General features: G+C 72.7%; 18 protein-coding genes. 8 read left to right on the forward strand and 10 right to left on the reverse strand.

Features of this window, described 5'->3' with window-relative positions; translation table 11 throughout:
* Window positions 1-65 precede the first annotated feature (65 nt).
* From ACZ60X_RS23825 to ACZ60X_RS23835, 3 genes are all read right to left on the reverse strand, one after another.
* Complete coding sequence (locus ACZ60X_RS23825) at window positions 66-1,037, reverse strand: aldo/keto reductase (protein WP_469601839.1); 972 nt, start codon at window positions 1,035-1,037, stop codon at window positions 66-68.
* Window positions 1,038-1,329: 292 nt separating this feature from the next.
* Window positions 1,330-2,763: an argininosuccinate lyase gene (gene argH / locus ACZ60X_RS23830; protein ID WP_469601842.1), complete on the reverse strand. Its 1,434-nt coding sequence runs from the start codon at window positions 2,761-2,763 to the stop codon at window positions 1,330-1,332.
* Window positions 2,764-2,812: 49 nt separating this feature from the next.
* The gene (locus tag ACZ60X_RS23835; protein WP_469601846.1) at window positions 2,813-4,009 is read right to left on the reverse strand and encodes an argininosuccinate synthase; all 1,197 of its coding nucleotides are present in this window, start codon (window positions 4,007-4,009) and stop codon (window positions 2,813-2,815) included.
* Window positions 4,010-4,177: 168 nt separating this feature from the next.
* On the opposite strand from ACZ60X_RS23835, the gene ACZ60X_RS23840 reads away from it, so the two are divergent.
* The 3 genes from ACZ60X_RS23840 to ACZ60X_RS23850 all read left to right on the forward strand — a co-directional run bounded on the left by ACZ60X_RS23840 (window position 4,178) and on the right by ACZ60X_RS23850 (window position 6,471).
* A complete protein-coding gene (locus ACZ60X_RS23840) occupies window positions 4,178-5,053 on the forward strand; it encodes a hypothetical protein (protein ID WP_469601849.1) in 876 nt (291 codons plus the stop codon).
* A gap of 110 nt (window positions 5,054-5,163) precedes the next feature.
* Window positions 5,164-5,751 (forward strand): pyridoxamine 5'-phosphate oxidase family protein, encoded by a 588-nt coding sequence (locus ACZ60X_RS23845; RefSeq protein WP_469601852.1) that lies wholly within the window; start codon window positions 5,164-5,166, stop codon window positions 5,749-5,751.
* Between the two features lie 3 nt (window positions 5,752-5,754).
* A complete protein-coding gene (locus ACZ60X_RS23850) occupies window positions 5,755-6,471 on the forward strand; it encodes a L,D-transpeptidase family protein (RefSeq protein WP_469601856.1) in 717 nt (238 codons plus the stop codon).
* A gap of 15 nt (window positions 6,472-6,486) precedes the next feature.
* Here ACZ60X_RS23850 and ACZ60X_RS23855 read toward each other — a convergent pair whose 3' ends face one another.
* Both ACZ60X_RS23855 and ACZ60X_RS23860 read right to left on the reverse strand, forming a co-directional pair.
* Window positions 6,487-7,965 (reverse strand): sensor histidine kinase, encoded by a 1,479-nt coding sequence (locus tag ACZ60X_RS23855; protein WP_469601859.1) that lies wholly within the window; start codon window positions 7,963-7,965, stop codon window positions 6,487-6,489.
* Window positions 7,962-8,720 carry a response regulator transcription factor gene (locus tag ACZ60X_RS23860; protein WP_469601862.1) on the reverse strand — a complete coding sequence of 253 codons (759 nt, stop codon included), beginning with the start codon at window positions 8,718-8,720 and terminating at the stop codon, window positions 7,962-7,964. Before ACZ60X_RS23860 ends, ACZ60X_RS23855 begins: the two co-directional genes overlap by 4 nt.
* 222 nt (window positions 8,721-8,942) lie before the next feature.
* On the opposite strand from ACZ60X_RS23860, the gene ACZ60X_RS23865 reads away from it, so the two are divergent.
* The 5 genes from ACZ60X_RS23865 (at window position 8,943) to ACZ60X_RS23885 (ending at window position 13,898) form a co-directional block, all read left to right on the forward strand.
* Entirely contained in the window at window positions 8,943-10,295 is a 1,353-nt protein-coding gene (locus ACZ60X_RS23865) for a ferredoxin reductase family protein (protein WP_469601865.1), read from the forward strand.
* Window positions 10,296-10,305: 10 nt separating this feature from the next.
* Window positions 10,306-10,821 carry an FMN-binding protein gene (locus ACZ60X_RS23870; protein ID WP_469601867.1) on the forward strand — a complete coding sequence of 172 codons (516 nt, stop codon included), beginning with the start codon at window positions 10,306-10,308 and terminating at the stop codon, window positions 10,819-10,821.
* 83 nt (window positions 10,822-10,904) lie between these two features.
* Complete coding sequence (locus ACZ60X_RS23875) at window positions 10,905-12,287, forward strand: ferredoxin reductase family protein (protein WP_469601870.1); 1,383 nt, start codon at window positions 10,905-10,907, stop codon at window positions 12,285-12,287.
* Window positions 12,288-12,304: 17 nt separating this feature from the next.
* Window positions 12,305-13,111 (forward strand): FMN-binding protein, encoded by an 807-nt coding sequence (locus ACZ60X_RS23880; RefSeq protein WP_469601872.1) that lies wholly within the window; start codon window positions 12,305-12,307, stop codon window positions 13,109-13,111.
* A 46-nt stretch (window positions 13,112-13,157) separates the two neighbouring features.
* On the forward strand, window positions 13,158-13,898 hold the full coding sequence (locus ACZ60X_RS23885) for an FAD:protein FMN transferase (RefSeq protein WP_469602388.1): 741 nt from the start codon (window positions 13,158-13,160) through the stop codon (window positions 13,896-13,898).
* Window positions 13,899-13,919: 21 nt separating this feature from the next.
* Here ACZ60X_RS23885 and ACZ60X_RS23890 read toward each other — a convergent pair whose 3' ends face one another.
* The 5 genes from ACZ60X_RS23890 to argC are packed head-to-tail and all read right to left on the reverse strand — an operon-like array spanning window position 13,920 to window position 18,822.
* The gene (locus ACZ60X_RS23890; protein WP_393740518.1) at window positions 13,920-14,465 is read right to left on the reverse strand and encodes an arginine repressor; all 546 of its coding nucleotides are present in this window, start codon (window positions 14,463-14,465) and stop codon (window positions 13,920-13,922) included.
* 7 nt (window positions 14,466-14,472) lie between these two features.
* The gene (locus ACZ60X_RS23895; RefSeq protein WP_469601876.1) at window positions 14,473-15,717 is read right to left on the reverse strand and encodes an acetylornithine transaminase; all 1,245 of its coding nucleotides are present in this window, start codon (window positions 15,715-15,717) and stop codon (window positions 14,473-14,475) included.
* On the reverse strand, window positions 15,714-16,622 hold the full coding sequence (argB, locus tag ACZ60X_RS23900) for an acetylglutamate kinase (RefSeq protein ID WP_469601879.1): 909 nt from the start codon (window positions 16,620-16,622) through the stop codon (window positions 15,714-15,716). Before argB ends, ACZ60X_RS23895 begins: the two co-directional genes overlap by 4 nt.
* A complete protein-coding gene (argJ, locus tag ACZ60X_RS23905) occupies window positions 16,619-17,797 on the reverse strand; it encodes a bifunctional glutamate N-acetyltransferase/amino-acid acetyltransferase ArgJ (protein ID WP_469601881.1) in 1,179 nt (392 codons plus the stop codon). The genes argB and argJ overlap by 4 nt, the downstream gene beginning before the upstream one ends.
* Window positions 17,794-18,822: an N-acetyl-gamma-glutamyl-phosphate reductase gene (gene argC / locus ACZ60X_RS23910; protein ID WP_469601884.1), complete on the reverse strand. Its 1,029-nt coding sequence runs from the start codon at window positions 18,820-18,822 to the stop codon at window positions 17,794-17,796. Before argC ends, argJ begins: the two co-directional genes overlap by 4 nt.
* Window positions 18,823-19,077 lie beyond the last annotated feature (255 nt).

A 19,077-nucleotide genomic window follows, 5' to 3' on the forward strand; every position in this document is an offset into this window, starting at 1 on the left:
CTCTGTCTCATACAGGGCATGCGTGGCTCATAGTCGCCGGTCAGCGGGGTGTGGGACGGGGGAGATCAGTGCCAGGGCAGCCGTCCGCGCCGCTCCCAGTAGGCGCCCGGCTCCTCGGCGAGCGTGGCGAGGCGGGCCAGCTGGTCCGCGTCGAGGTCGACGGCGGGGGCGTGCAGGTTGGAGAGGAGCTGCGGGACGGTCGCGGCACCGGAGAGGACGACGCCCGCCCAGGGCTGGCACAGGATCCAGGCGAGCGCCACGGCGTCGCAGCCGAGGGAGGTCTCCTCGGCGACGGCCCGCAGCGCCTCGGGCGCGTGGGGCGCGGCGAGCCGGCCGTTGGCCATGCCCTCCTTGACGATCACGGTGAGCCCGGCGTCGTGGGCCTCGGCGAGGGCGGGCGCGGCCGAGGTCTCCAGGGCGTTGTACGTCGACTGCACGGTGCGGAAGAGGGGCTCGCCGCCGACGGTGATCTCCAGGGCCGCGCGGATGGCGTCGGCCTGGGCGGGGCCGCTGGTGGAGAAGCCGACGGTGAGGCCGCCCGCGGCGGCCTCGGCGAGCCGGGCGTGCAGGTCCTTGTCGGTGAGGGCCGGGCTGTCCGGGGTCACCGAGTGGATCTGGTAGAGGTCGAGCCGCCCGCCGAGCAGCGCGTCGGTCTCGCCGCGCTGGCGCTCGTACGTCGCGAGGCCGTGGTCCTTGACCTCGTGCGTCTCGGCCCTCGCCGACCAGTCGGCGGTGTAGCTGTAGCCCCACTTGCTGCCGACGACCACGTCGTCGAGGCCGGGGTGGGCGTTCAGCCAGTCGGCGAGGAACTCCTCGGAGCGGCCGTAGGAGCGGGCCACGTCGACGTAGCGGACGCCCTGGGCGTAGGCCGCGTCCAGGAGTTCATGGGTGCGCTCGCGCAGGGCGTCGACGCTGCGGTCCTCCCCGAGGTCCTCGTCCCGGCCCAGGTTGATGTAGCCGGGGCGGCCGACGGCGGCCAGGCCCAGGCCGATGTGGCAGGTCGGGGTGGTGGCGGTGGCGAGGCGGGAGAAGGGCATCGCGGGTTCCGTTCGGTCGGCTCCGGTACGGCTTTCGACCAACGTAACCCGCGATGGCGCCCCACTCGGGGAGCGGGGCGCCTCGGAACCACTGCCCGGGCGCCGAGTGCCCGGGCAGGCAACGTTCGCCCCGTCGCGACGCCCGGCACGCTCCCCCGCTGCGCGGGAGGTGCCCCCACTCGCCGCACCGGCCGAAAGCCCAAGCACGCCCAGTACGAGGACTTCCGGCCGGCACACCGACAGCACGCACCGGACGCCGCTCCCTGACGGGCAAACGTCACCTGCCCGGGCGCTAGCTCTGCTTCTTGGCGTCCGCCCACCGGTGCTGCTGTGCGACGTCCGCCTTGACCTCGGCGAGCTGCACCGCGACCGCGCTCGGCGCCGTACCGCCGCGCCCGTTGCGGGACGCGAGGGCGCCCGGGACGTTGAGCACGCCGCGCACCTCCGGGGTGAGATGCGCGGAGATCTTCGCGAACTGCTCGTCCGTGAGGTCGTCCAGCTCCTTGCCCTCGGCCTCGGCGACCTTCACGCACTCCCCCGCGACCTCGTGCGCCACGCGGAACGGCACGCCCTGCTTGACCAGCCACTCGGCGATGTCGGTGGCGAGCGAGAAGCCGGCCGGGGCCAGCTCCTCCATGCGCTCGCGGTTGACGGCGAGGGTGGCGATCATGCCGGTGAAGGCGGGCAGCAGCACCTCCAGCTGGTCGCAGGAGTCGAAGACCGGCTCCTTGTCCTCCTGCAGGTCGCGGTTGTACGCCAGCGGGAGCGCCTTCAGCGTCGCCATCAGGCCGGTCAGGTTGCCGATCAGGCGGCCGGACTTGCCGCGCGCCAGCTCCGCGATGTCCGGGTTCTTCTTCTGCGGCATGATCGAGGAGCCGGTGGAGAACGCGTCGTGCAGGGTCACGAAGGAGAACTCCTTCGTGTTCCAGATGATGATCTCCTCGGCGATCCGGGAGAGGTTCACGCCGATCATCGCGGTGATGAAGGCGAACTCGGCGACGAAGTCACGGGAGGCCGTGCCGTCGATGGAGTTGCCGACGCTGCCGTGCTCGAAGCCGAGGTCCTGCGCGACCGCCTCCGGGTCCAGGCCCAGGGAGGAACCGGCGAGGGCGCCGGAGCCGTACGGCGACACGGCCGTGCGCTCGTCCCACTGGCGCAGCCGCTCGGCGTCCCGGGACAGGGACTGCACGTGGGCGAGGACGTGGTGGGCGAAGAGCACCGGCTGGGCGTGCTGGAGGTGGGTGCGGCCCGGCATCGCGACGTCCGGGTGGGCCTCGGCGAGGCCGATCAGGGCGTCCTGGAGGTCGGCGATCAGGGCGCCGATCGTCCGGGCGTGGTCCCTGAGGTACATCCGGAAGAGGGTCGCCACCTGGTCGTTGCGCGACCGGCCGGCGCGCAGCTTGCCGCCGAGGTCCGGGCCGAGGCGCTCCAGCAGCCCGCGTTCCAGGGCGGTGTGCACGTCCTCGTCGGCGATGGTGCCCGTGAACGCGCCGGAGGCGACGTCGGCCTCCAGCTGGTCGAGCCCGGCGATCATCCGCTCCAGTTCGTCCTCGGTGAGGAGGCCCGCCTTGTTCAGGACGCGCGCGTGGGCACGCGAGCCGGCGATGTCGTAGGGCGCGAGCCGCCAGTCGAAGTGGACGGACGCGGACAGCTTCGCCAGGGCCTCGGCGGGACCGTCGGCGAAACGGCCGCCCCAGAGCCGTACGTCACCGCTGTTGCTGCTCACTTGCGCTGCTCCTAGGGAAGTGGGTCGGTTGTGCGGGTCCTGCGTCAGGCTATGCCCGCAGATCACGCCGGGCGGCGATCTTCGAGGACAGGCCGTGGATGTCGATGAAGCCCTTGGCCGCGGCCTGGTCGAAGGTGTCGCCGGTGTCGTAGGTGGCGAGGCCGAAGTCGTACAGGGACGACTCGGAGCGGCGGCCGGTGACGACGGCTCGTCCGCCGTGCAGGGTCATCCGGATGTCGCCGGTGACGTGCTGGTTCGCCTCGTCGACGAAGCCGTCCAGGGCACGCTTGAGCGGGGAGAACCACTGGCCGTCGTAGACCAGTTCGCCCCAGCGCTGCTCCACCTGGCGCTTGTAACGGGCGAGTTCGCGCTCGACGGTGACGTTCTCCAGCTCCTGGTGGGCGGTGGTCAGGGCGATCGCGCCCGGCGCCTCGTACACCTCACGGGACTTGATGCCGACGAGGCGGTCCTCGACCATGTCGATCCGGCCGACGCCCTGGGCGCCGGCGCGCGCGTTGAGCCGCTGGATCGCCTCGAGGACGGTGACGGGCTCGCCGTCGATCGCGACCGGGGCGCCCGCCTGGAACGTGATGACCACCTCGTCGGCCTCGCGGGGCTCCGCCGGGTCGGCGGTGTACGCGTAGACGTCCTCGATCGGGGCGTTCCAGATGTCCTCCAGGAAGCCCGTCTCGACGGCGCGTCCGAAGACGTTCTGGTCGATGGAGTACGGGGACTTCCTGGTGGTGGGGATCGGGAGCTGCTCGGCCTCGCAGAAGGCGATCGCCTTGTCCCGGGTCATGGCGTAGTCGCGCACCGGGGCGACGCACGTCAGATCGGGGGCGAGGGCGGCGATGCCGGCCTCGAAGCGGACCTGGTCGTTGCCCTTGCCGGTGCAGCCGTGGGCGACGGTGGTGGCGCCGTGCTTGCGCGCGGCGGCGACGAGGTGCTTGACGATCAGCGGCCGGGAGAGCGCCGAGACCAGCGGGTAGCGGTCCATGTAGAGGGCGTTGGCCTTGATCGCCGGGAGGCAGTACTCGTCGGCGAACTCGTGCTCGGCGCCTGCGACTTCGGCCTCGACGGCCCCGCAGGCGAGGGCGCGCTTGCGGACGACGTCCAGGTCCTCGCCGCCCTGGCCGACGTCCACCGCGAGGGCGATGACCTCGGCGCCCGCCTCCTCGGCGATCCAGCCGATGGCGACGGAGGTGTCCAGGCCGCCCGAACAGGCGAGTACGACGCGCTCGGCCACGGGCCTCTCCTCACACTGCGCTCTTGTTGTGCATGAGTATGCAGAGGTGCGCATGTTTCGTCAATTCGCGGAGGGATTGAACAGCGGCAACCGCTTTCTCGTACTCCCCTCCGAACGCAGGCGCCGCGTCCCCCGCCGAACCCACTCCTGACCAAGTGAGGCATCCGCATGTCCAGGGCTCTTCCGAAGTACAACAAGCGCCGCGTGGCCCTCATCGGCGGCGCCGCCGCCGTGGTGCTGTCCGGTGCGGTGATCGCCGGCTCGGCCCTCGCCGGGACGCCCGGCAAGAGCGACGGCACGACGAACGCGCGCACGCTGGCGGCGAGCCCCGGCACGATCACCTGCCCGGACGTCGCCTCCAAGCTCCCGGCCGTCCCCGCCTCCGCCCAGGCCGAGGTCACCCGCAACCTCACCCTCCTGCAAAGCCAGATCCAGGAAGCCAACACCCGACTGCAGAACACCGTCGGACAAGGCGGCCCCAACTTCGTCAACAACGCCATCCTCGGCCCCCTCAAGGACAAGCGCGTCTCCACCATCGACCGCATCGCCACCGCCATCGGCCGCAAGGGAACCAAGCCCACCGGCCTCGACTCCCTCGCCGCCTGCACCCTGAACGGCAGCGGCGCGAACGCCGGGGGCGGGAACGCGGGTGGCGCGAACGCCGGAGGCGCAAACGCGGGTGGCGCGAACGCCGGCGGCGGCACCGCGTCGGGCGGCGCGGCGAAGCAGCAGGCGGGCGGCGGCACCGGAGCCGGGACCATCACCTGCCCGGACGTCGCCTCCAAGCTCCCGGCCGTCCCCGCCTCCGCCCAGGCCGAGGTCACCCGCAACCTCACCCTCCTGCAAAGCCAGATCCAGGAAGCCAACACCCGACTGCAGAACACCGTCGGACAAGGCGGCCCCAACTTCGTCAACAACGCCATCCTCGGCCCCCTCAAGGACAAGCGCGTCTCCACCATCGACCGCATCGCCACCGCCATCGGCCGCAAGGGAACCAAGCCCACCGGCCTCGACTCCCTCGCCGCCTGCACCCTGACCAAGTGAGGTAGCAGGCCCCGGGGCCGCCCCGACAAACGCCGGCCGGGGCGGCCCCGGCATGTCCGTTCCGGCAATTCCTTAGACAGTCGAAGGAGTTTCGCCGATAATCGTCGGACATGGGAAAGACATATGAGCGCATCGACGGCCGGCTCCGGAGGTTCATCGAGGAGCAGCCCCTGTTCTTCACCGCGACCGCCCCGCTCTCCGGCGACGGCACGGTCAATCTCTCGCCCAAGGGCCTCAAGGGCTCGTTCGCCGTGCTCGACGAACGGTCCGTGGCCTACCTGGACTTCGCCGGGTCCAACGCCGAGACCATCGCCCACCTGCGGGAGAACGGGCGGATCACCCTGATGTGGTGCGCCTTCCAGGGCCCGCCGAACATCGTGCGCGTCCACGGCCGGGGCGAACCGGTCTTCCGCGACGACCCGCGCTTCACGGAGCTGCTCGCGCACTTCCCCGGCATCGACCCGACCCCCCACGGACTGCGCGCGATCATCGTCGTCCACGCGGAGCTGGTGCGGGACACCTGCGGCTACGCCGTCCCCTTCATGGCGTACGAACAGGACCGCGACCTGCACGAGAAGCGCTTCGCGCGCGAGGACGACGCGTCCTTGAGCCTGTACTTCGAGAAGAAGGAACACGTGGCGAGCAGCCTGGACGGACTACCCGGGCTGCCGTTGCCGCTCCCCCCGTCTACCGTCTGAGCCATGCGCCCCGGTGTCCTGCTCGCCCTCGTGCCCGCCTGCTCACTCGCCCTGCTCGGCGCCGCGCCGGGGCCCGGACCCGCACCGGGATCCGGGCCGCTGCCCGCGCGGATGGCGGACACGGGCGGCGGCACCCAGCTGGTCACCGCCGAGGCGCCGGGCACCGGCGCCACGTCCGGGACGCTCACCTGGTGGGACCTGCGGGACGGCCAGTGGGTGCGGGCGGGCTCGGCGCCGGCCCGCTTCGGGGCGAACGGCCTGGCGGACGGCGCCACCCGCACGCAGGGGACGAACACGACACCGACCGGGCTGTTCGACCTCCCCTTCGGCTTCGGGATCCAGCCGGCGCCGAGCGGCACGCGCGTCACGTACCGCCCGGTGAAGGACAGCTCCTGGTGGTGCCAGGACAACGACTCGTCGTCGTACAACCGGTGGGTGGACCCGCTGCCGGCCGACTGCCGCGCCGCCGAGTCCGAGCATCTGATCACCTACGCGGAGCAGTACGCGTACGGACTCGTCATCGGCTTCAACTACGACCGGCCGGTGCGCGGACGCGGCGCCGGCATCTTCCTGCACGTCAACGGCAAGGGCGCCACGGCCGGGTGCGTGTCGGTGCCGAAGGACGCCATGCGCCGCGTTCTGCGGTGGGCCGAGCCCGGGAAGGCTCCGCACGTCGCCATCGGGACGGCCGGCGGGGCCACCGCGCTGACCCGGTACTGACGCACCGCGCGTCCCTCACATCGGCAGGGTCACCCGGAACGTCGTCGCTCCGGGCCGGCTCTCCAGCCCGACGCTTCCGCCGTGCGCCTCCGCCACCGCCGCCACGATCGACAGGCCCAGCCCCGCTCCCCCGCCGAAGGCGCCCGGGCGGCGGCGGTGTTCGGCCCGCGTGAAGCGTTCGAAGACGCCCGGCTGGACGTCCTCGGGGACGCCGGGGCCGTCGTCGTGGACGCGGAGGACGGCGGTGTCGTCCTCCTGTTCCAGGAGGACCGTCACCTTGGTACCCGCGGGGGTGTGCAGCCGGGCGTTGGCCAGCAGGTTGGCCAGCACCTGGTGGAGGCGGTGGGCGTCACCGGGGACCGTGACCGGCTCCTCCGGCAGGTCCATGGACCAGCCGTGGTCGGGGCCCGCCGCGCGGGCGTCCGTGACCGCGTCCAGGACCAGGTGCGTCAGGTCCACCGGCTGCCGCTCCAGCGGACGGCCCGCGTCCAGGCGGGCCAGCAGGAGCAGGTCGTCGACCATCTCGCCCATCCGGGAGGACTCCGCCTTGATGCGTTCCAGGGCCCGGGTGATCTCCGGCGGCACCGGACCGGGGTGCAGCAGGGCCAGTTCGGCATGGCCGCGGACCGAGGCGACCGGGGTGCGCAGCTCATGGCTGGCGTCGGCGGCGAACCGGCGCAGCCGCTCCTCGCTCGCGTGCCGCTTGGTCAGGGCGTCCTCGACGTGCCGGAGCATGCGGTTGAACGCCGCGGCCACCCGGCCGACCTCGCTGCGCGGGTCGTGGTCGGGGGCGCGCGGCGGCAGCACCACCTCGCCGGTGGCCAGCGGCAGCTCGCTGACCCGGGTGGCGGTCGCGGCGACCCGGCTCAGCGGGCGCAGCGACCAGCGGACCCACAGCGCCCCGGCCACGCCGACGGCGGCCAGGGCCAGCCCGAAGACGACCACCGCGACCGCTTCGAGGCGTTGGACCGCCGCGCGCACCGGCTCCATCGGCAGCCCGGTGATCAGTACGTCGCCGTCCCGGCCGCGCCAGGCCATCATCCGGTAGTCCCGCAGGTGGGACAGGCACACGGTGTGGCCGCGGCCGTCCACCGGGATCCCGGCCAGGGCCGCGCGGTCGTGGGCGGTCAGAGTGACACCGAGATCCTGCCCCGCCCGGGACGGGACGACCGCCGCGCTGGTGACCCGTCCGGACAGCATGCGGGCGCCGAACGTCTCGGCGGCCTGGCGGCGGGTGTCGCCGTGCTCGTCACCGTCGTGGTCCGACGGTTTGTACGTGCCGTGCTCCAGGCTCTGCGGGAAGGCCGGGCCGGCCTGCTGGATCTGCTGGTCGAGCCGGCGGGTGAGGAAGCCGTTCAGCTCGACGACGGCCGCCACGCCGACCGCGGCGCAGCTGATCGCGAGCAGCACCACCAGCCCGGCGGTGAGCCGGGCGCGCAGGGTGCGGGGCCGCGGCAGCCGGGACAGGCGTGCGCGGGGGCCCGGGCGACTCACCTGGTCACCGGCTTCAGGACGTAGCCCGCCCCGCGCACGGTGTGGATCATGGGCTCGCGGCCCGCGTCGACCTTCTTGCGCAGGTACGAGATGTACAGCTCGACCACGTGGGCCCGGCCGCCGAAGTCGTAGGACCAGACCCGGTCGAGGATCTGGGCCTTGCTGAGCACGCGGCGCGGGTTGCGCATGAGGAAGCGGAGGAGTTCGAACTCGGTCGGCGACAGTTCGATCAGCTCACCGCCCCGGCTCACCTCGCGGGCCTCCTCGTCCATCACCAGGTCGCCGACGACCAGCCGCGGCCCGTCCTCCTGCTGGCGGGCCATGCCGGCGCGGCGCAGCAGTCCGCGCAGCCGGGCGACGACCTCCTCCAGGCTGAACGGCTTGGTGACGTAGTCGTCGCCGCCCGCGGTGATGCCGGCGATCCGGTCCTCCACCGCGTCGCGCGCCGTGAGGAAGAGCACACAGACGTCGGGCTTCACCTCGTGCAGTCCGCGCAGCACGGTGAAGCCGTCGGTGTCGGGGAGCATCACGTCGAGGACGACGGCGTCGGGCAGCAGCTCGCGGGCGGTGCTGAGGGCCGAGGCGCCGTCGCCGGCCGCGCGCACCTCCCAGCCCTCGTAGCGCAGGGCGCCGGTGAGCACCTCGGCGAGGTCCGGGTCGTCGTCGACGACGAGGACGCGCAGCGGGGTGCCGTCGGGGCGGGTGAGGGCCGGACGGCCGGAGCGGGTGGAGCGGGTGGAGCGGGTCGTGTTCATCGCGTCTCCAGCATCGCCCCTGGCGGCGGGTGTGGTGTACCGCGTCCGCTCTGAGTTCCCTGTGAGTGCGCTCACCGCCACGGCGGCGCCGCACTGAACGCCGGATGAGAAAGCTCTCTGAGTCCGCTCTCAAAAGCCCAGGTCACAGGCTCGCTCAGAGGTGGCTCAGAGATTTGCCCGGCACAGTTGCCGGGGCAAGACGGACGAAAGGGCGTGGAACCTATGACCACGGTGGATGCGCGGCGGGCGGCACCGCCCGTGCCCGTGACCGCACGGCGCACCCCCGCGGGCCCCGTGCTCGCCGTGCTGTGGGCCGGCGCGGCGGGCGCGTTGGCGCTGTGGTGGACCGGCACCGGAGCGGTGGTCGGCACGGCCGGCTGGCTGACCGGCGCCGGGCGGCTCGCCGGACTGCTGTGCGGGTACGCCTGCGCGGTGCTGGTCGGTCTGATGGCGCGGGTGCCGCTGCTGGAGACCCGGGTCGGCTCGGACCGGGTGGCCCGCTGGCACGCGATGGCCGGCCGGTACACGGTCAGCCTGCTCGTCGCGCACATCGTGCTGGTCCTCGCCGGGTACGCCGCCCAGGACCACGCCTCGCTGTGGCACGAGACGGTCACCGTCGTGCTGGACTACCCGGACATGCTGAAGACCACCGCCGGCACGGCGATCCTCTTCGCGGTCGGCATCACCTCGGCCCGGGCCGTGCGCCGCCGGACGAGCCACGAGTTCTGGTACTACGTCCACCTGCTCACCTACGCGGCCGTCTTCCTGGCCTTCTTCCACCAGCTGTCGCTGGGCAACGAGTTCCACGGCAAGCCGCTGGCGACCGCCCTGTGGTACGCGCTGTACCTCGGTGTCGCGGCCCTGGTCCTGTGGTTCCGGATCCTGGCCCCCGTCCGCCTCAACCGGCGCCACCGGCTGCGGGTGGACTCGGTCCACCAGGAGGCGCCGGGCGTCCACTCGGTCGTCGTACGCGGCCGGCATCTCGATGAACTCGGCGCGCGGCCGGGGCAGTTCTTCCGCTGGCGGTTCCTCGGCGAGGGCATGGCCTGGACGTCGACGCCGTACTCCCTGTCGGCGCCGCCGCGCGCGGACCTGATGCGCATCACCGTCAAGGCCCTCGGCGACCACAGCGGCGCCGTCGCCCTGCTGAAGCCCGGCACCCGGGTGTGGGCGGAGGGCCCGTACGGGGCGATGACCGCCGACCGGGCCACCAGCCACCACTCCCTGCTGATCGCCGCCGGGGTCGGGGTCACCCCGCTGCGCGCGCTGTTCGAGACGCTGCCCGGCGAGGTCACCCTGCTGTACCGGGCGCGCGGCGCCGAGGACCTGGCGCTGGGCGGCGAGCTGGAGGCGATCGCCCGCTGGCGCGGCGCGCAGGTGCTGTACGCCCTGAACGGGCCCGGCGGTCGGCGTCCGGACATCTCGGCCGAGTCGCTGCGCGCGACGTTCCCCGGGATCGCCGGGCATGACGTGTACCTCTGCGGTCCGCACGGCTTCGCGCAGGACATGTACGAGGCGCTGCGGGCGGCCGGGGTGCCGGACCGCCGTATCCATCACGAGTCGTTCGAGCTGTGAGGCAGCCGCTGTGCACGCGTTGAAGAAGAACCGTCCGCTCCGCCGCATCGTGCTGGCCAGTGCCGCCACCGTCTCCGGGATGGTGATGCTGCTGTCGCTGAAGCCGCACACGAGTCCCACGCTGATCACGGCGAACGCCGGCCGGCCCGCCGTGTCGAGCAGTGCGGACCCGGCGGCGGGTTCCGGCGGCGCCTCGGGATCCGGCGGCACCTCCGGATCCGGCAGCGGCTCCACCGGCTCCGCCAAGGGCACCAGGACCGTCACCGGTGACACGGTGCAGACCCGCTGGGGTCCGGTCCAGGTCCGGGTGACGATCACGGGCGGCAGGATCACGGACGTGACGGCCGTGCAGTACCCGCAGGACAATCCGCGCGACCAGGAGATCAACAGCTACGCGCTGCCCCAGCTGCGGCGGGAGGCGCTGGCCGCGCAGAGCGCGAACATCGACATGGTGTCGGGCGCCTCGTACACGAGCACCGGCTACAAGCAGTCCCTCCAGTCCGCGCTGGACTCGGCGGGCCACTGAGGGCGCCGGTGAACGGCGAGCGCGCGCGGCACGTATCTGTGGGCCAGGGGCCGACTCCCCCGAGTCCCCACGGAGGAAGAACCGTGACCACCACGCTCGCCGGCGGCCGTGCCGCCCGCCGACAGACGATGCGCCGCATCCGCCCGCGCCGCTCCCCGGCCGTCCCGCTGCTGCTCGCCCTCTGGGCGGGCGCGGCGGCGGTGCTGTGGCTGTGGTGGCACAACACGCCGTCCGTCGCCGACGACACCAGCCGCATCCTGAACGCGGGCCGCATCACCGGCCTGCTCGCGGGCTACCTGATGGCGCTGGTCGTCCTCCAGATGGCGCGCGTGCCGGCGCTGGAGCGGCGGGTCGGCTCGGACCGCGTGGCCCGCTGGCACGCGATGAGCGGCCGCTACACGCTCTGCCTGATCGTCGCGCACGTCTTCCTCACGATGTGGGGGTACGCGCGCCAGGCGGGGAAGTCGCTGAGCTATCTCGTCCAGCAGACGATCGACTCCATCGACCAGCTGCCCGACATCGGCAAGGCCGCCATCGGCACGGGTCTGTTCGTGCTCATCGGGCTGACGTCGATCGGCCCGGTGCGCCGCCGGATGCCGTACGACACCTGGTACCACGTCCATCTGCTGACGTACGCGGCGGTGTTCCTGACGTTCTGGCACCAGATCACCACCGGCAACGACTTCGCGGTCCAGCCCATGGCCAAGACCTTCTGGTACGGCCTGTACGGCGCGGTCACCGCGCTGGTCGTCTGGTACCGGATCATCACCCCGGTCCGGCTGAACCTGCGGCACCGGATGCGGGTGGAGGCGGTGATCGAGGAGACCCCGGGCATCGTGTCGGTGCTGATCGGCGGGCGCAGGCTGCACCGGATGGGCGCGGAGGCGGGCCAGTTCTTCCGCTGGCGCTTCCTCGCGCCGGGCATGCGCTTCAGCTCCCACCCGTACTCCCTGTCGGCCGCGCCCCGCCCGGACATGCTGCGGATCACCGTGAAGGCGATCGGCGACCACAGCGCCCGGCTGCGCGAGCTGACGCCCGGCACCCGGGTGTGGGCCGAGGGCCCGTACGGCGCGATGACCGCGCAGCGCCGCAGCCGGGGCAAGGTGCTGCTGGTCGCGGGCGGGGTCGGGATCACGCCGATGCGGGCGCTGTTCGAGACGCTGCCGGGCGCGGCCGGGGACATCACGCTGCTCTACCGGGCCAACACCACCCAGGACCTGGCCCTGTGGGACGAGCTGGCGGCGATCGCCGACGAGCGCGGCGCGCGCCTGATGTACGCGGTGAACAGCCCGGACGGGGAGCGGCCGGACATCTCCGCGGAGAACCTGCAGCGGAAGATCCCGGACATCGACCGGCACGACGTCTTCATGTGCGGCCCGCCCGGGTTCGCGCAGTCGGTGTACGAGGCACTGCGCGGCGCGGGGGTCCCCGCCCGCCGCATCCACCACGAGTCCTTCGAGATGTGAGCGGGAGCCACGGACAGATGAGGAAGAGCCACCCGGTCCGGCGGGTCGTCCTGGCCACCGCCGCGACGGTCTCCGGTGTCGTACTGCTGCTGTCGCTGAAGCCGTCGTCGGATCCGGCGTCGGCCGCGGCGGGGGCGCCGCAGCAGGGCGTGGGCGCGCAGGCGCCGGCGCAGGGCGGTACCCGGCCGGCCGGTGCGGCCACCGGCACGGTGACGGGGGACGCGACGCCGACGCAGTACGGCACCGTCCAGGTGCGGCTGACCGTCGCGGGCGGCAGGATCACCGGGGCGGAGGCGGTCCAGGCCCCCAAGGGCGGGCTCAGCGACCAGAAGACCGCGCTGGCCGTGCCGAAGCTGAACAAGGAGGCCGTGGCGGCGCAGAGCGCGCGGATCGACACCGTGTCCGGGGCGACGTACACGAGCGACGGGTACAAGAAGTCGCTCCAGTCGGCGCTGGACAGGATGAAGAAGTCCGCCGGCGCCTCCCAGGGGTCCGGCGGGTCCGGCGCCTCCGGTTCCTCCGGCGGATCCTCGTCGTCCGGTGCCGCGCGGGCCCGTACGGTCACCGGGAAGGTCGCGCAGACCCAGTACGGCCCGGTACAGGTGCGGATCACGGTCAGCGGTGGGAGGATCACGCAGGCGTCGGCGGTACAGGCGCCCCAGGGCGGCCTGAGCGACCAGAAGACGGCGATGGCGGTGCCGAAGCTGAACCAGGAGGCGGTCGTGGCCGGGACGGCGCACATCGACGCGGTGTCCGGCGCCACCTACACCAGCACCGGCTACAAGCAGTCGCTGCAGTCGGCGCTGGACCAGGCCGGTGGCTGAGGCGATGGCCGAGGCTCCCGCCGCGGTGCGGCACGCGGAGGAGGTCATGGGGACGGTCTTCTCCTTCGACGTCCGCGGCGGGGAACCCGATGCGGTGCACACGGCTCTGGCGCGGGCGGTCGCGGGCCTGCACCGGGTGGACGCGCTCTTCTCCACCTACCGCGAGGACAGCGAGGTCTCACGGCTGGCCCGGGGCGAGCTGACGTCCGCCGGCCTCTCCCCCGAGGTGAGAGGGGTACTGGACCTCGCGGCCGAGGCGGAACGGGTGAGCGAGGGCTGGTTCAGCCCGCGCTACCAGGGCTCGGTGGACCCCACCGGCATCGTCAAGGGCTGGTCCGCCGAGCGGGCGGCGCGGCTGCTGGCGGAGGTGGAGGGGGTGTGCGGGGTCAGCGTGAACGGCGGTGGGGACGTACAGCTGCTCGGCGCTCCGGAGCCGCACCGGCCGTGGCGGGTCGGAGTGGCCGACCCGCTGCGCCCGGGCGGCCTGGCGGCGGTGATCTCGACGGCCGGGGTGGCGGAGCTGTCGGTCGCGACGTCCGGCACGGCGGAGCGGGGCGCGCACATCGTGGACCCGCGCACCGGCAGGCCGGCGGTCACGGACCTGGTGGCGGTGACGGTCGTGGGCCCCCGCCTGACCTGGGTCGACTGCTGGGCCACGGCCGCCTTCGCGATGGGTTCCCGGGCCGGTCTGGCCTGGTTGGAGTCCCTGCCGGACGTGGAGGCCCTGCTGATCACGGCGGGCGACGAGGTGCGGTGCACCGGAGGGCTGGCGGCGAGGCTGGGCTGACCGCCGGCGGCAGCCCACCCCCTAGTGGCCGTTCTGCGCCAGCCTCAGCAGGTGGTCCGCCAACGCCTGGCCCCCCGTCGGGTTCCGGCTGATCAGCAGCAAGGTGTCGTCACCCGCGATCGTCCCCAGGATGTCGTGCAGCTCGGCCTGGTCGATGGCCGAGGCCAGGAACTGGGCGGCCCCCGGAGGGGTCCGCAGGACCACGAGGTTGGCCGAGGCCTCCGCGGAGATCAGCAGCTCCTGGGACAGGCGCCGCATCCGCTCCTCCTTCGCCGACTCGCCCAGCGGAGCGCGCGGGGTGCGGAAGCCGCCCTCGCTCGGCACCGCGTAGATCAGGTCGCCGTCGGTGTTGCGGATCTTCACCGCGTTCAGCTCGTCGAGGTCCCGGGAGAGCGTCGCCTGGGTGACGCTCAGCCCGTCGTCGGCGAGCAGCTTGGCCAGCTGGCTCTGCGAGCGCACCGGCTGCCGGTTGAGGATGTCCACGATCCGGCGGTGCCGTGCGGTGCGGGTCTGCGGTACGGCGGGCCCGGCGCCCGCCGCCTGCTCGTGGTCCTGCGCCTGGCTCATCGTCGTCTCATTCTCCGGATCGTCCGTCCCCGTCCACCGGGTTCGCTGCGTCGAGGATGCCGGGCAGCGCCTGGAGCAGCGCACCCACCTCGTCGTCGCGGAGGTTCAACGGCGGCATGAGCCGTACGACGTCGGGGGCGGGCGCGTTCACCAGGAACCCGGCCTCCTGGGCCGCCTGCTGCACCTGCTGCGCGCGCGGCCCGGTGAGCACGATACCCAGCAGCAGACCGGCACCCCGAACATAATCGATCAACGGGTGGTCCAGCGCCTCGATTCCCTCGCGCAGGGCCGCGCTCTGCCGCTTGACGTTCTCCAGCAGGCCCTGGTCGGCGATGGTGTCGAGGACGGCGAGCCCGGCGGCGCAGGCGACGGGGTTGCCGCCGAAGGTCGTGCCGTGCTGGCCGGGGCGCAGCTGTTCGGCGGCCCGGCCGAAGGCCACCGTGGCGGCGAGCGGCAGTCCGCCGCCGAGCTGCTTGGCCAGCGTGACGACGTCGGGCAGGACGCCCTCGTGGGCCTGGTACTCGAACCAGGTGCCGGTGCGGCCGATGCCGGTCTGCACCTCGTCGAGGACCAGCAGGGCGCCGGTGGCGGCGGTGATCGCGCGGGCGGCCTTCAGATAGCCGGCCGGGGGGACGACCACGCCGTTCTCGCCCTGGATCGGCTCGATGATCACGAGGGCCGTCTCCTCGGTGACCGCGGCGGCGAGCGCCTGCGCGTCGCCGTACGGGACGTGGGTGACGTCGCCGGGCAGCGGCCGGAACGCGTCCTGCTTGGCGGGCTGGCCGGTGAGCGCGAGGGCGCCCATCGTGCGGCCGTGGAAGCCGCCGGTGGTGGCCACCATGTGGGTGCGCCCGGTCAGCCGGCCGATCTTGAAGGCGGCCTCGTTGGCCTCCGCGCCGGAGTTGCAGAAGAAGACCCTGCCCTCCCGGCCGAAGAGCGTCAGGAGCCGTTCGGCGAGGGCGACGGTCGGCTCGGCCACGAAGAAGTTGGAGATGTGGCCGAGCGAGGCGATCTGCCGGCTCACGGCCTGGACGATCGCCGGGTGGGCGTGGCCGAGGGCGTTGGTCGCGATGCCGCCGACGAAGTCGTAGTACGCGCGGCCCTCGGCGTCCCACACCTTCAGGCCCTCGCCCCGCACGAGGGGCAGCCGCGGGGTGCCGTAGTTGTTCATGAGCGCGCCCTGCCAGCGCCCGGTCAGCTCGGCGTTGCCGGTGTGGCCGGCGTTACCCGTGTTGCTGGTGTTGTCCGTCATGACTGCTCCCCCTCGGCTTCGTCGGGCACGACCATCGTGCCGATGCCCTCGTCGGTGAAGATCTCCAGCAGGATCGAGTGCTGGACCCGGCCGTCGATGACCCGGGCGGTCCGCACGCCGCCTCGCACGGCGTGCAGGCAGCCCTCCATCTTCGGCACCATGCCAGAGCTCAACTCCGGCAGCAGCTTCTCCAGTTGAGAAGCGGTGAGGCGGCTGATCACCTCGTCGGAGTTCGGCCAGTCCTCGTAGAGGCCCTCGACGTCGGTGAGGACCATGAGGGTTTCGGCGCCCAGAGCAGCAGCGAGTGCCGCAGCCGCCGTATCAGCATTGACGTTGTAGACATGTCCGTCGTCCTGGGAGCGGGCGATCGACGAGACGACCGGGATGCGGCCGTCGGCGAGCAGCGCCTCGATCGCGCCGGTGTCGATGTCGGTGATCTCGCCGACCCGGCCGATGTCGACCAGTTCGCCGTCGATCTCGGGGGTGTGCCGGGTCGCGGTGATGGTGTGGGCGTCCTCGCCGGTCAGGCCGACGGCGAGCGGTCCGTGCTGGTTGAGCAGGCCGACCAGCTCGCGCTGCACCTGGCCCGCGAGCACCATCCGTACGACGTCCATGGCGTCCTCGGTGGTGACGCGCAGGCCCGCCTTGAACTCGCTGACGATGCCGTGCCGGTCGAGGGCGGCGCTGATCTGGGGGCCGCCGCCGTGCACGACGACGGGCCTGAGGCCGGCGTGGTGCAGGAAGACGACGTCCTGGGCGAACGCGGCCTTCAGCTCCTCGTCGACCATGGCGTTGCCGCCGAACTTGATGACGACGGTCTTGCCGTGGTGCCGGGTGAGCCAGGGCAGCGCTTCGATGAGGATCTGGGCCTTGGGCAGGGCGGTGTGTTTCCGCGTCGTGGTCATGAGGAGTAGGCGCTGTTCTCGTGGACGTAGTCGGCGGTCAGGTCGTTGGTCCAGATCGTCGCGGTCTCGGAGCCGGCGGCGAGGTCGGCGGTGATGCACACCTCGCGGTAGCGCATGTCGACCAGGTCGCGGTCCTCGCCGACGGAGCCGTTCTTGCACACCCAGACGCCGTTGATGGCGACGTTGAGCCGGTCCGGCTCGAAGACGGCGCCGGTGGTGCCGATCGCGGAGAGCACCCGGCCCCAGTTGGGGTCCTCGCCGTGGATCGCGCACTTGAGGAGGTTGTTGCGGGCGATGGAGCGGCCGACCTCGACGGCGTCCGCCTCGCTGGCCGCGTTGATCACCTCGACCTTGATGTCCTTGCTGGCGCCCTCGGCGTCGCCGATCAGCTGCCGGCCGAGGTCGTCGCAGACCTGCCGGACGGCCTCGGCGAACGCGTCGTACTCCGGGGTGATGCCGCAGGCACCGGAGGCGAGCAGCAGCACGGTGTCGTTGGTGGACATGCAGCCGTCGGAGTCGACGCGGTCGAAGGTGACCTTGGTGGCGGCGCGCAGGGCGCGGTCCAGGGTCGCGCTGTCGAGGTCGGCGTCGGTGGTGAGGACGACGAGCATGGTGGCGAGGCCGGGCGCGAGCATGCCGGCGCCCTTGGCCATGCCGCCGACGGTCCAGCCGTCCCGGGTCACCACGGAGGTCTTGTGGACGGTGTCGGTCGTCTTGATCGCGATGGCGGCCTTCTCACCGCCGTGCGGGCTGAGCTGGGCGACGGCCTTGTCCACGCCGGGCAGCAGCTTGTCCATCGGCAGCAGCACGCCGATCAGGCCGGTGGAGCAGACGGCGACCTGGCCGGGGGCGTGGCCGCCGGTGCGGTCGTGGCCCGCGGCGTTGAGCGCCTCGGCGACCTTCTCGGCGGTGGCGTGGGTGTCCTGGAAGCCCTGGGGGCCCGTACAGGCGTTGGCACCGCCGGAGTTGAGGACGACCGCGGTCAGCTCGCCGCCCTTGAGGACCTGCTCGGACCACAGCACCGGCGCGGCCTTCACGCGGTTGGAGGTGAAGACGCCGGCGGCGGCGCGGCGGGGCCCGTCGTTGACCACGAGGGCCAGGTCGGGATTGCCGTTCTCCTTGATCCCGGCGGCGATGCCCGCCGCCGTGAATCCCTTGGCTGCCGTCACACTCACGGCGCGACTCCGATCGTCGTAAGGCCGGTGGTCTCGTCGAGACCCAGGGCGATGTTCATGCTCTGGACGGCACCGCCCGCGGTGCCCTTGGTGAGGTTGTCGATGGCGCTGATCGCGATGATGCGGTCCACGGCCTCGTCGTACGCGACCTGCACCTGAACGGCGTTGGAACCGTGGACGGACGCCGTCGCCGGCCACTGGCCCTCGGGCAGCAGCCGGACGAACGTCTCGTCGGCGTAGGCCTTCTCGTAGGCGGCCCGCAGGGACTCGGCCGTGACGCCGGGCTTCGCCGAGGCGCTGCACGTGGCGAGGATGCCGCGGGGCATCGGGGCGAGGGTCGGGGTGAAGGAGACCGCGATCCGCTCCCCCGCGACGCCGCTGAGGTTCTGGATCATCTCGGGGGTGTGCCGGTGGCCGCCGCCGACGCCGTACGGCGACATCGAGCCCATGACCTCGCTGCCGAGCAGGTGCGGCTTGGGGGCCTTGCCCGCGCCGGAGGTGCCGGACGCGGCGACGATCACGGCCTCGGGCTCGGCGAGTCCGGCCGCGTACGCCGGGAACAGGGCGAGGGTGACGGCGGTGGGGTAGCAACCGGGCACCGCGATGCGCTTGGACCCCTCCAGCGCGGCGCGGGCACCCGGAAGTTCGGGGAGGCCGTAGGGCCAGGTGCCGGCGTGCGGGGAACCGTAGAACCGCTCCCAGTCGGCGGGGTCCCGCAGCCGGAAGTCGGCGCCCATGTCGACCACGAGGACGTCGGGGCCGAGCCGCTCGGCGACGGCGGCGGACTGTCCGTGCGGCAGCGCCAGGAAGACCACGTCGTGCCCGGCGAGCGTCTCGGGCGTGGTCTCGGTCAGGACCCGGTCGGCCAACGGCGGCAGATGCGGCTGCAGCGCGCCGAGCCGCTGGCCGGCGTTGGAGTTTCCGGTCAGGGCACCGATCTCGACCTCGGGGTGCGCGAGGAGCAGGCGCAGCACTTCTCCGCCCGCGTACCCGCTCGCTCCGGCCACCGCCGCACGTACCGCCATGTCCATCCTCCTCGTGATGGCATGACTATACGTATCGTTGCAGTTTTATGCAATCACTCCGGTGAAGGCCCTCGCCCCGGCCGGCCTTCCGGGCGGTTTCCCGCGCCCGTGGATCGTCCCCACGCGGGTCGCCGGTGAACCGCCGACCCACCCCCCTGCGCCGCGCGGTGAACTCCCTGGCGCCCTTCCTCGCCTCGCCCGCCGGCCGGTATCGGCGAGGGCCTCGCCCACTTCCCGAAGGAGGCGGCCGCTCGC

Source organism: Streptomyces sp. NPDC104106 (assembly GCF_055584345.1).

Excerpts from the sequence above, each read along its gene's own strand:
- ACZ60X_RS23825 (WP_469601839.1), bottom strand. The coding sequence starts at position 1,037 with ATGCCCTTCTCCCGCCTCGCCACCGCCACCACCCCGACCTGCCACATC.
- ACZ60X_RS23840 (WP_469601849.1), top strand. The coding sequence starts at position 4,178 with ATGTCCAGGGCTCTTCCGAAGTACAACAAGCGCCGCGTGGCCCTCATC.
- ACZ60X_RS23845 (WP_469601852.1), top strand. The coding sequence starts at position 5,164 with ATGGGAAAGACATATGAGCGCATCGACGGCCGGCTCCGGAGGTTCATC.
- ACZ60X_RS23850 (WP_469601856.1), top strand. The coding sequence starts at position 5,755 with ATGCGCCCCGGTGTCCTGCTCGCCCTCGTGCCCGCCTGCTCACTCGCC.
- ACZ60X_RS23860 (WP_469601862.1), bottom strand. The coding sequence starts at position 8,720 with ATGAACACGACCCGCTCCACCCGCTCCACCCGCTCCGGCCGTCCGGCC.
- ACZ60X_RS23865 (WP_469601865.1), top strand. The coding sequence starts at position 8,943 with ATGACCACGGTGGATGCGCGGCGGGCGGCACCGCCCGTGCCCGTGACC.
- ACZ60X_RS23880 (WP_469601872.1), top strand. The coding sequence starts at position 12,305 with ATGAGGAAGAGCCACCCGGTCCGGCGGGTCGTCCTGGCCACCGCCGCG.
- ACZ60X_RS23885 (WP_469602388.1), top strand. The coding sequence starts at position 13,158 with ATGGGGACGGTCTTCTCCTTCGACGTCCGCGGCGGGGAACCCGATGCG.
- ACZ60X_RS23890 (WP_393740518.1), bottom strand. The coding sequence starts at position 14,465 with ATGAGCCAGGCGCAGGACCACGAGCAGGCGGCGGGCGCCGGGCCCGCC.
- ACZ60X_RS23895 (WP_469601876.1), bottom strand. The coding sequence starts at position 15,717 with ATGACGGACAACACCAGCAACACGGGTAACGCCGGCCACACCGGCAAC.
- argB (WP_469601879.1), bottom strand. The coding sequence starts at position 16,622 with ATGACCACGACGCGGAAACACACCGCCCTGCCCAAGGCCCAGATCCTC.
- argC (WP_469601884.1), bottom strand. The coding sequence starts at position 18,822 with ATGGCGGTACGTGCGGCGGTGGCCGGAGCGAGCGGGTACGCGGGCGGA.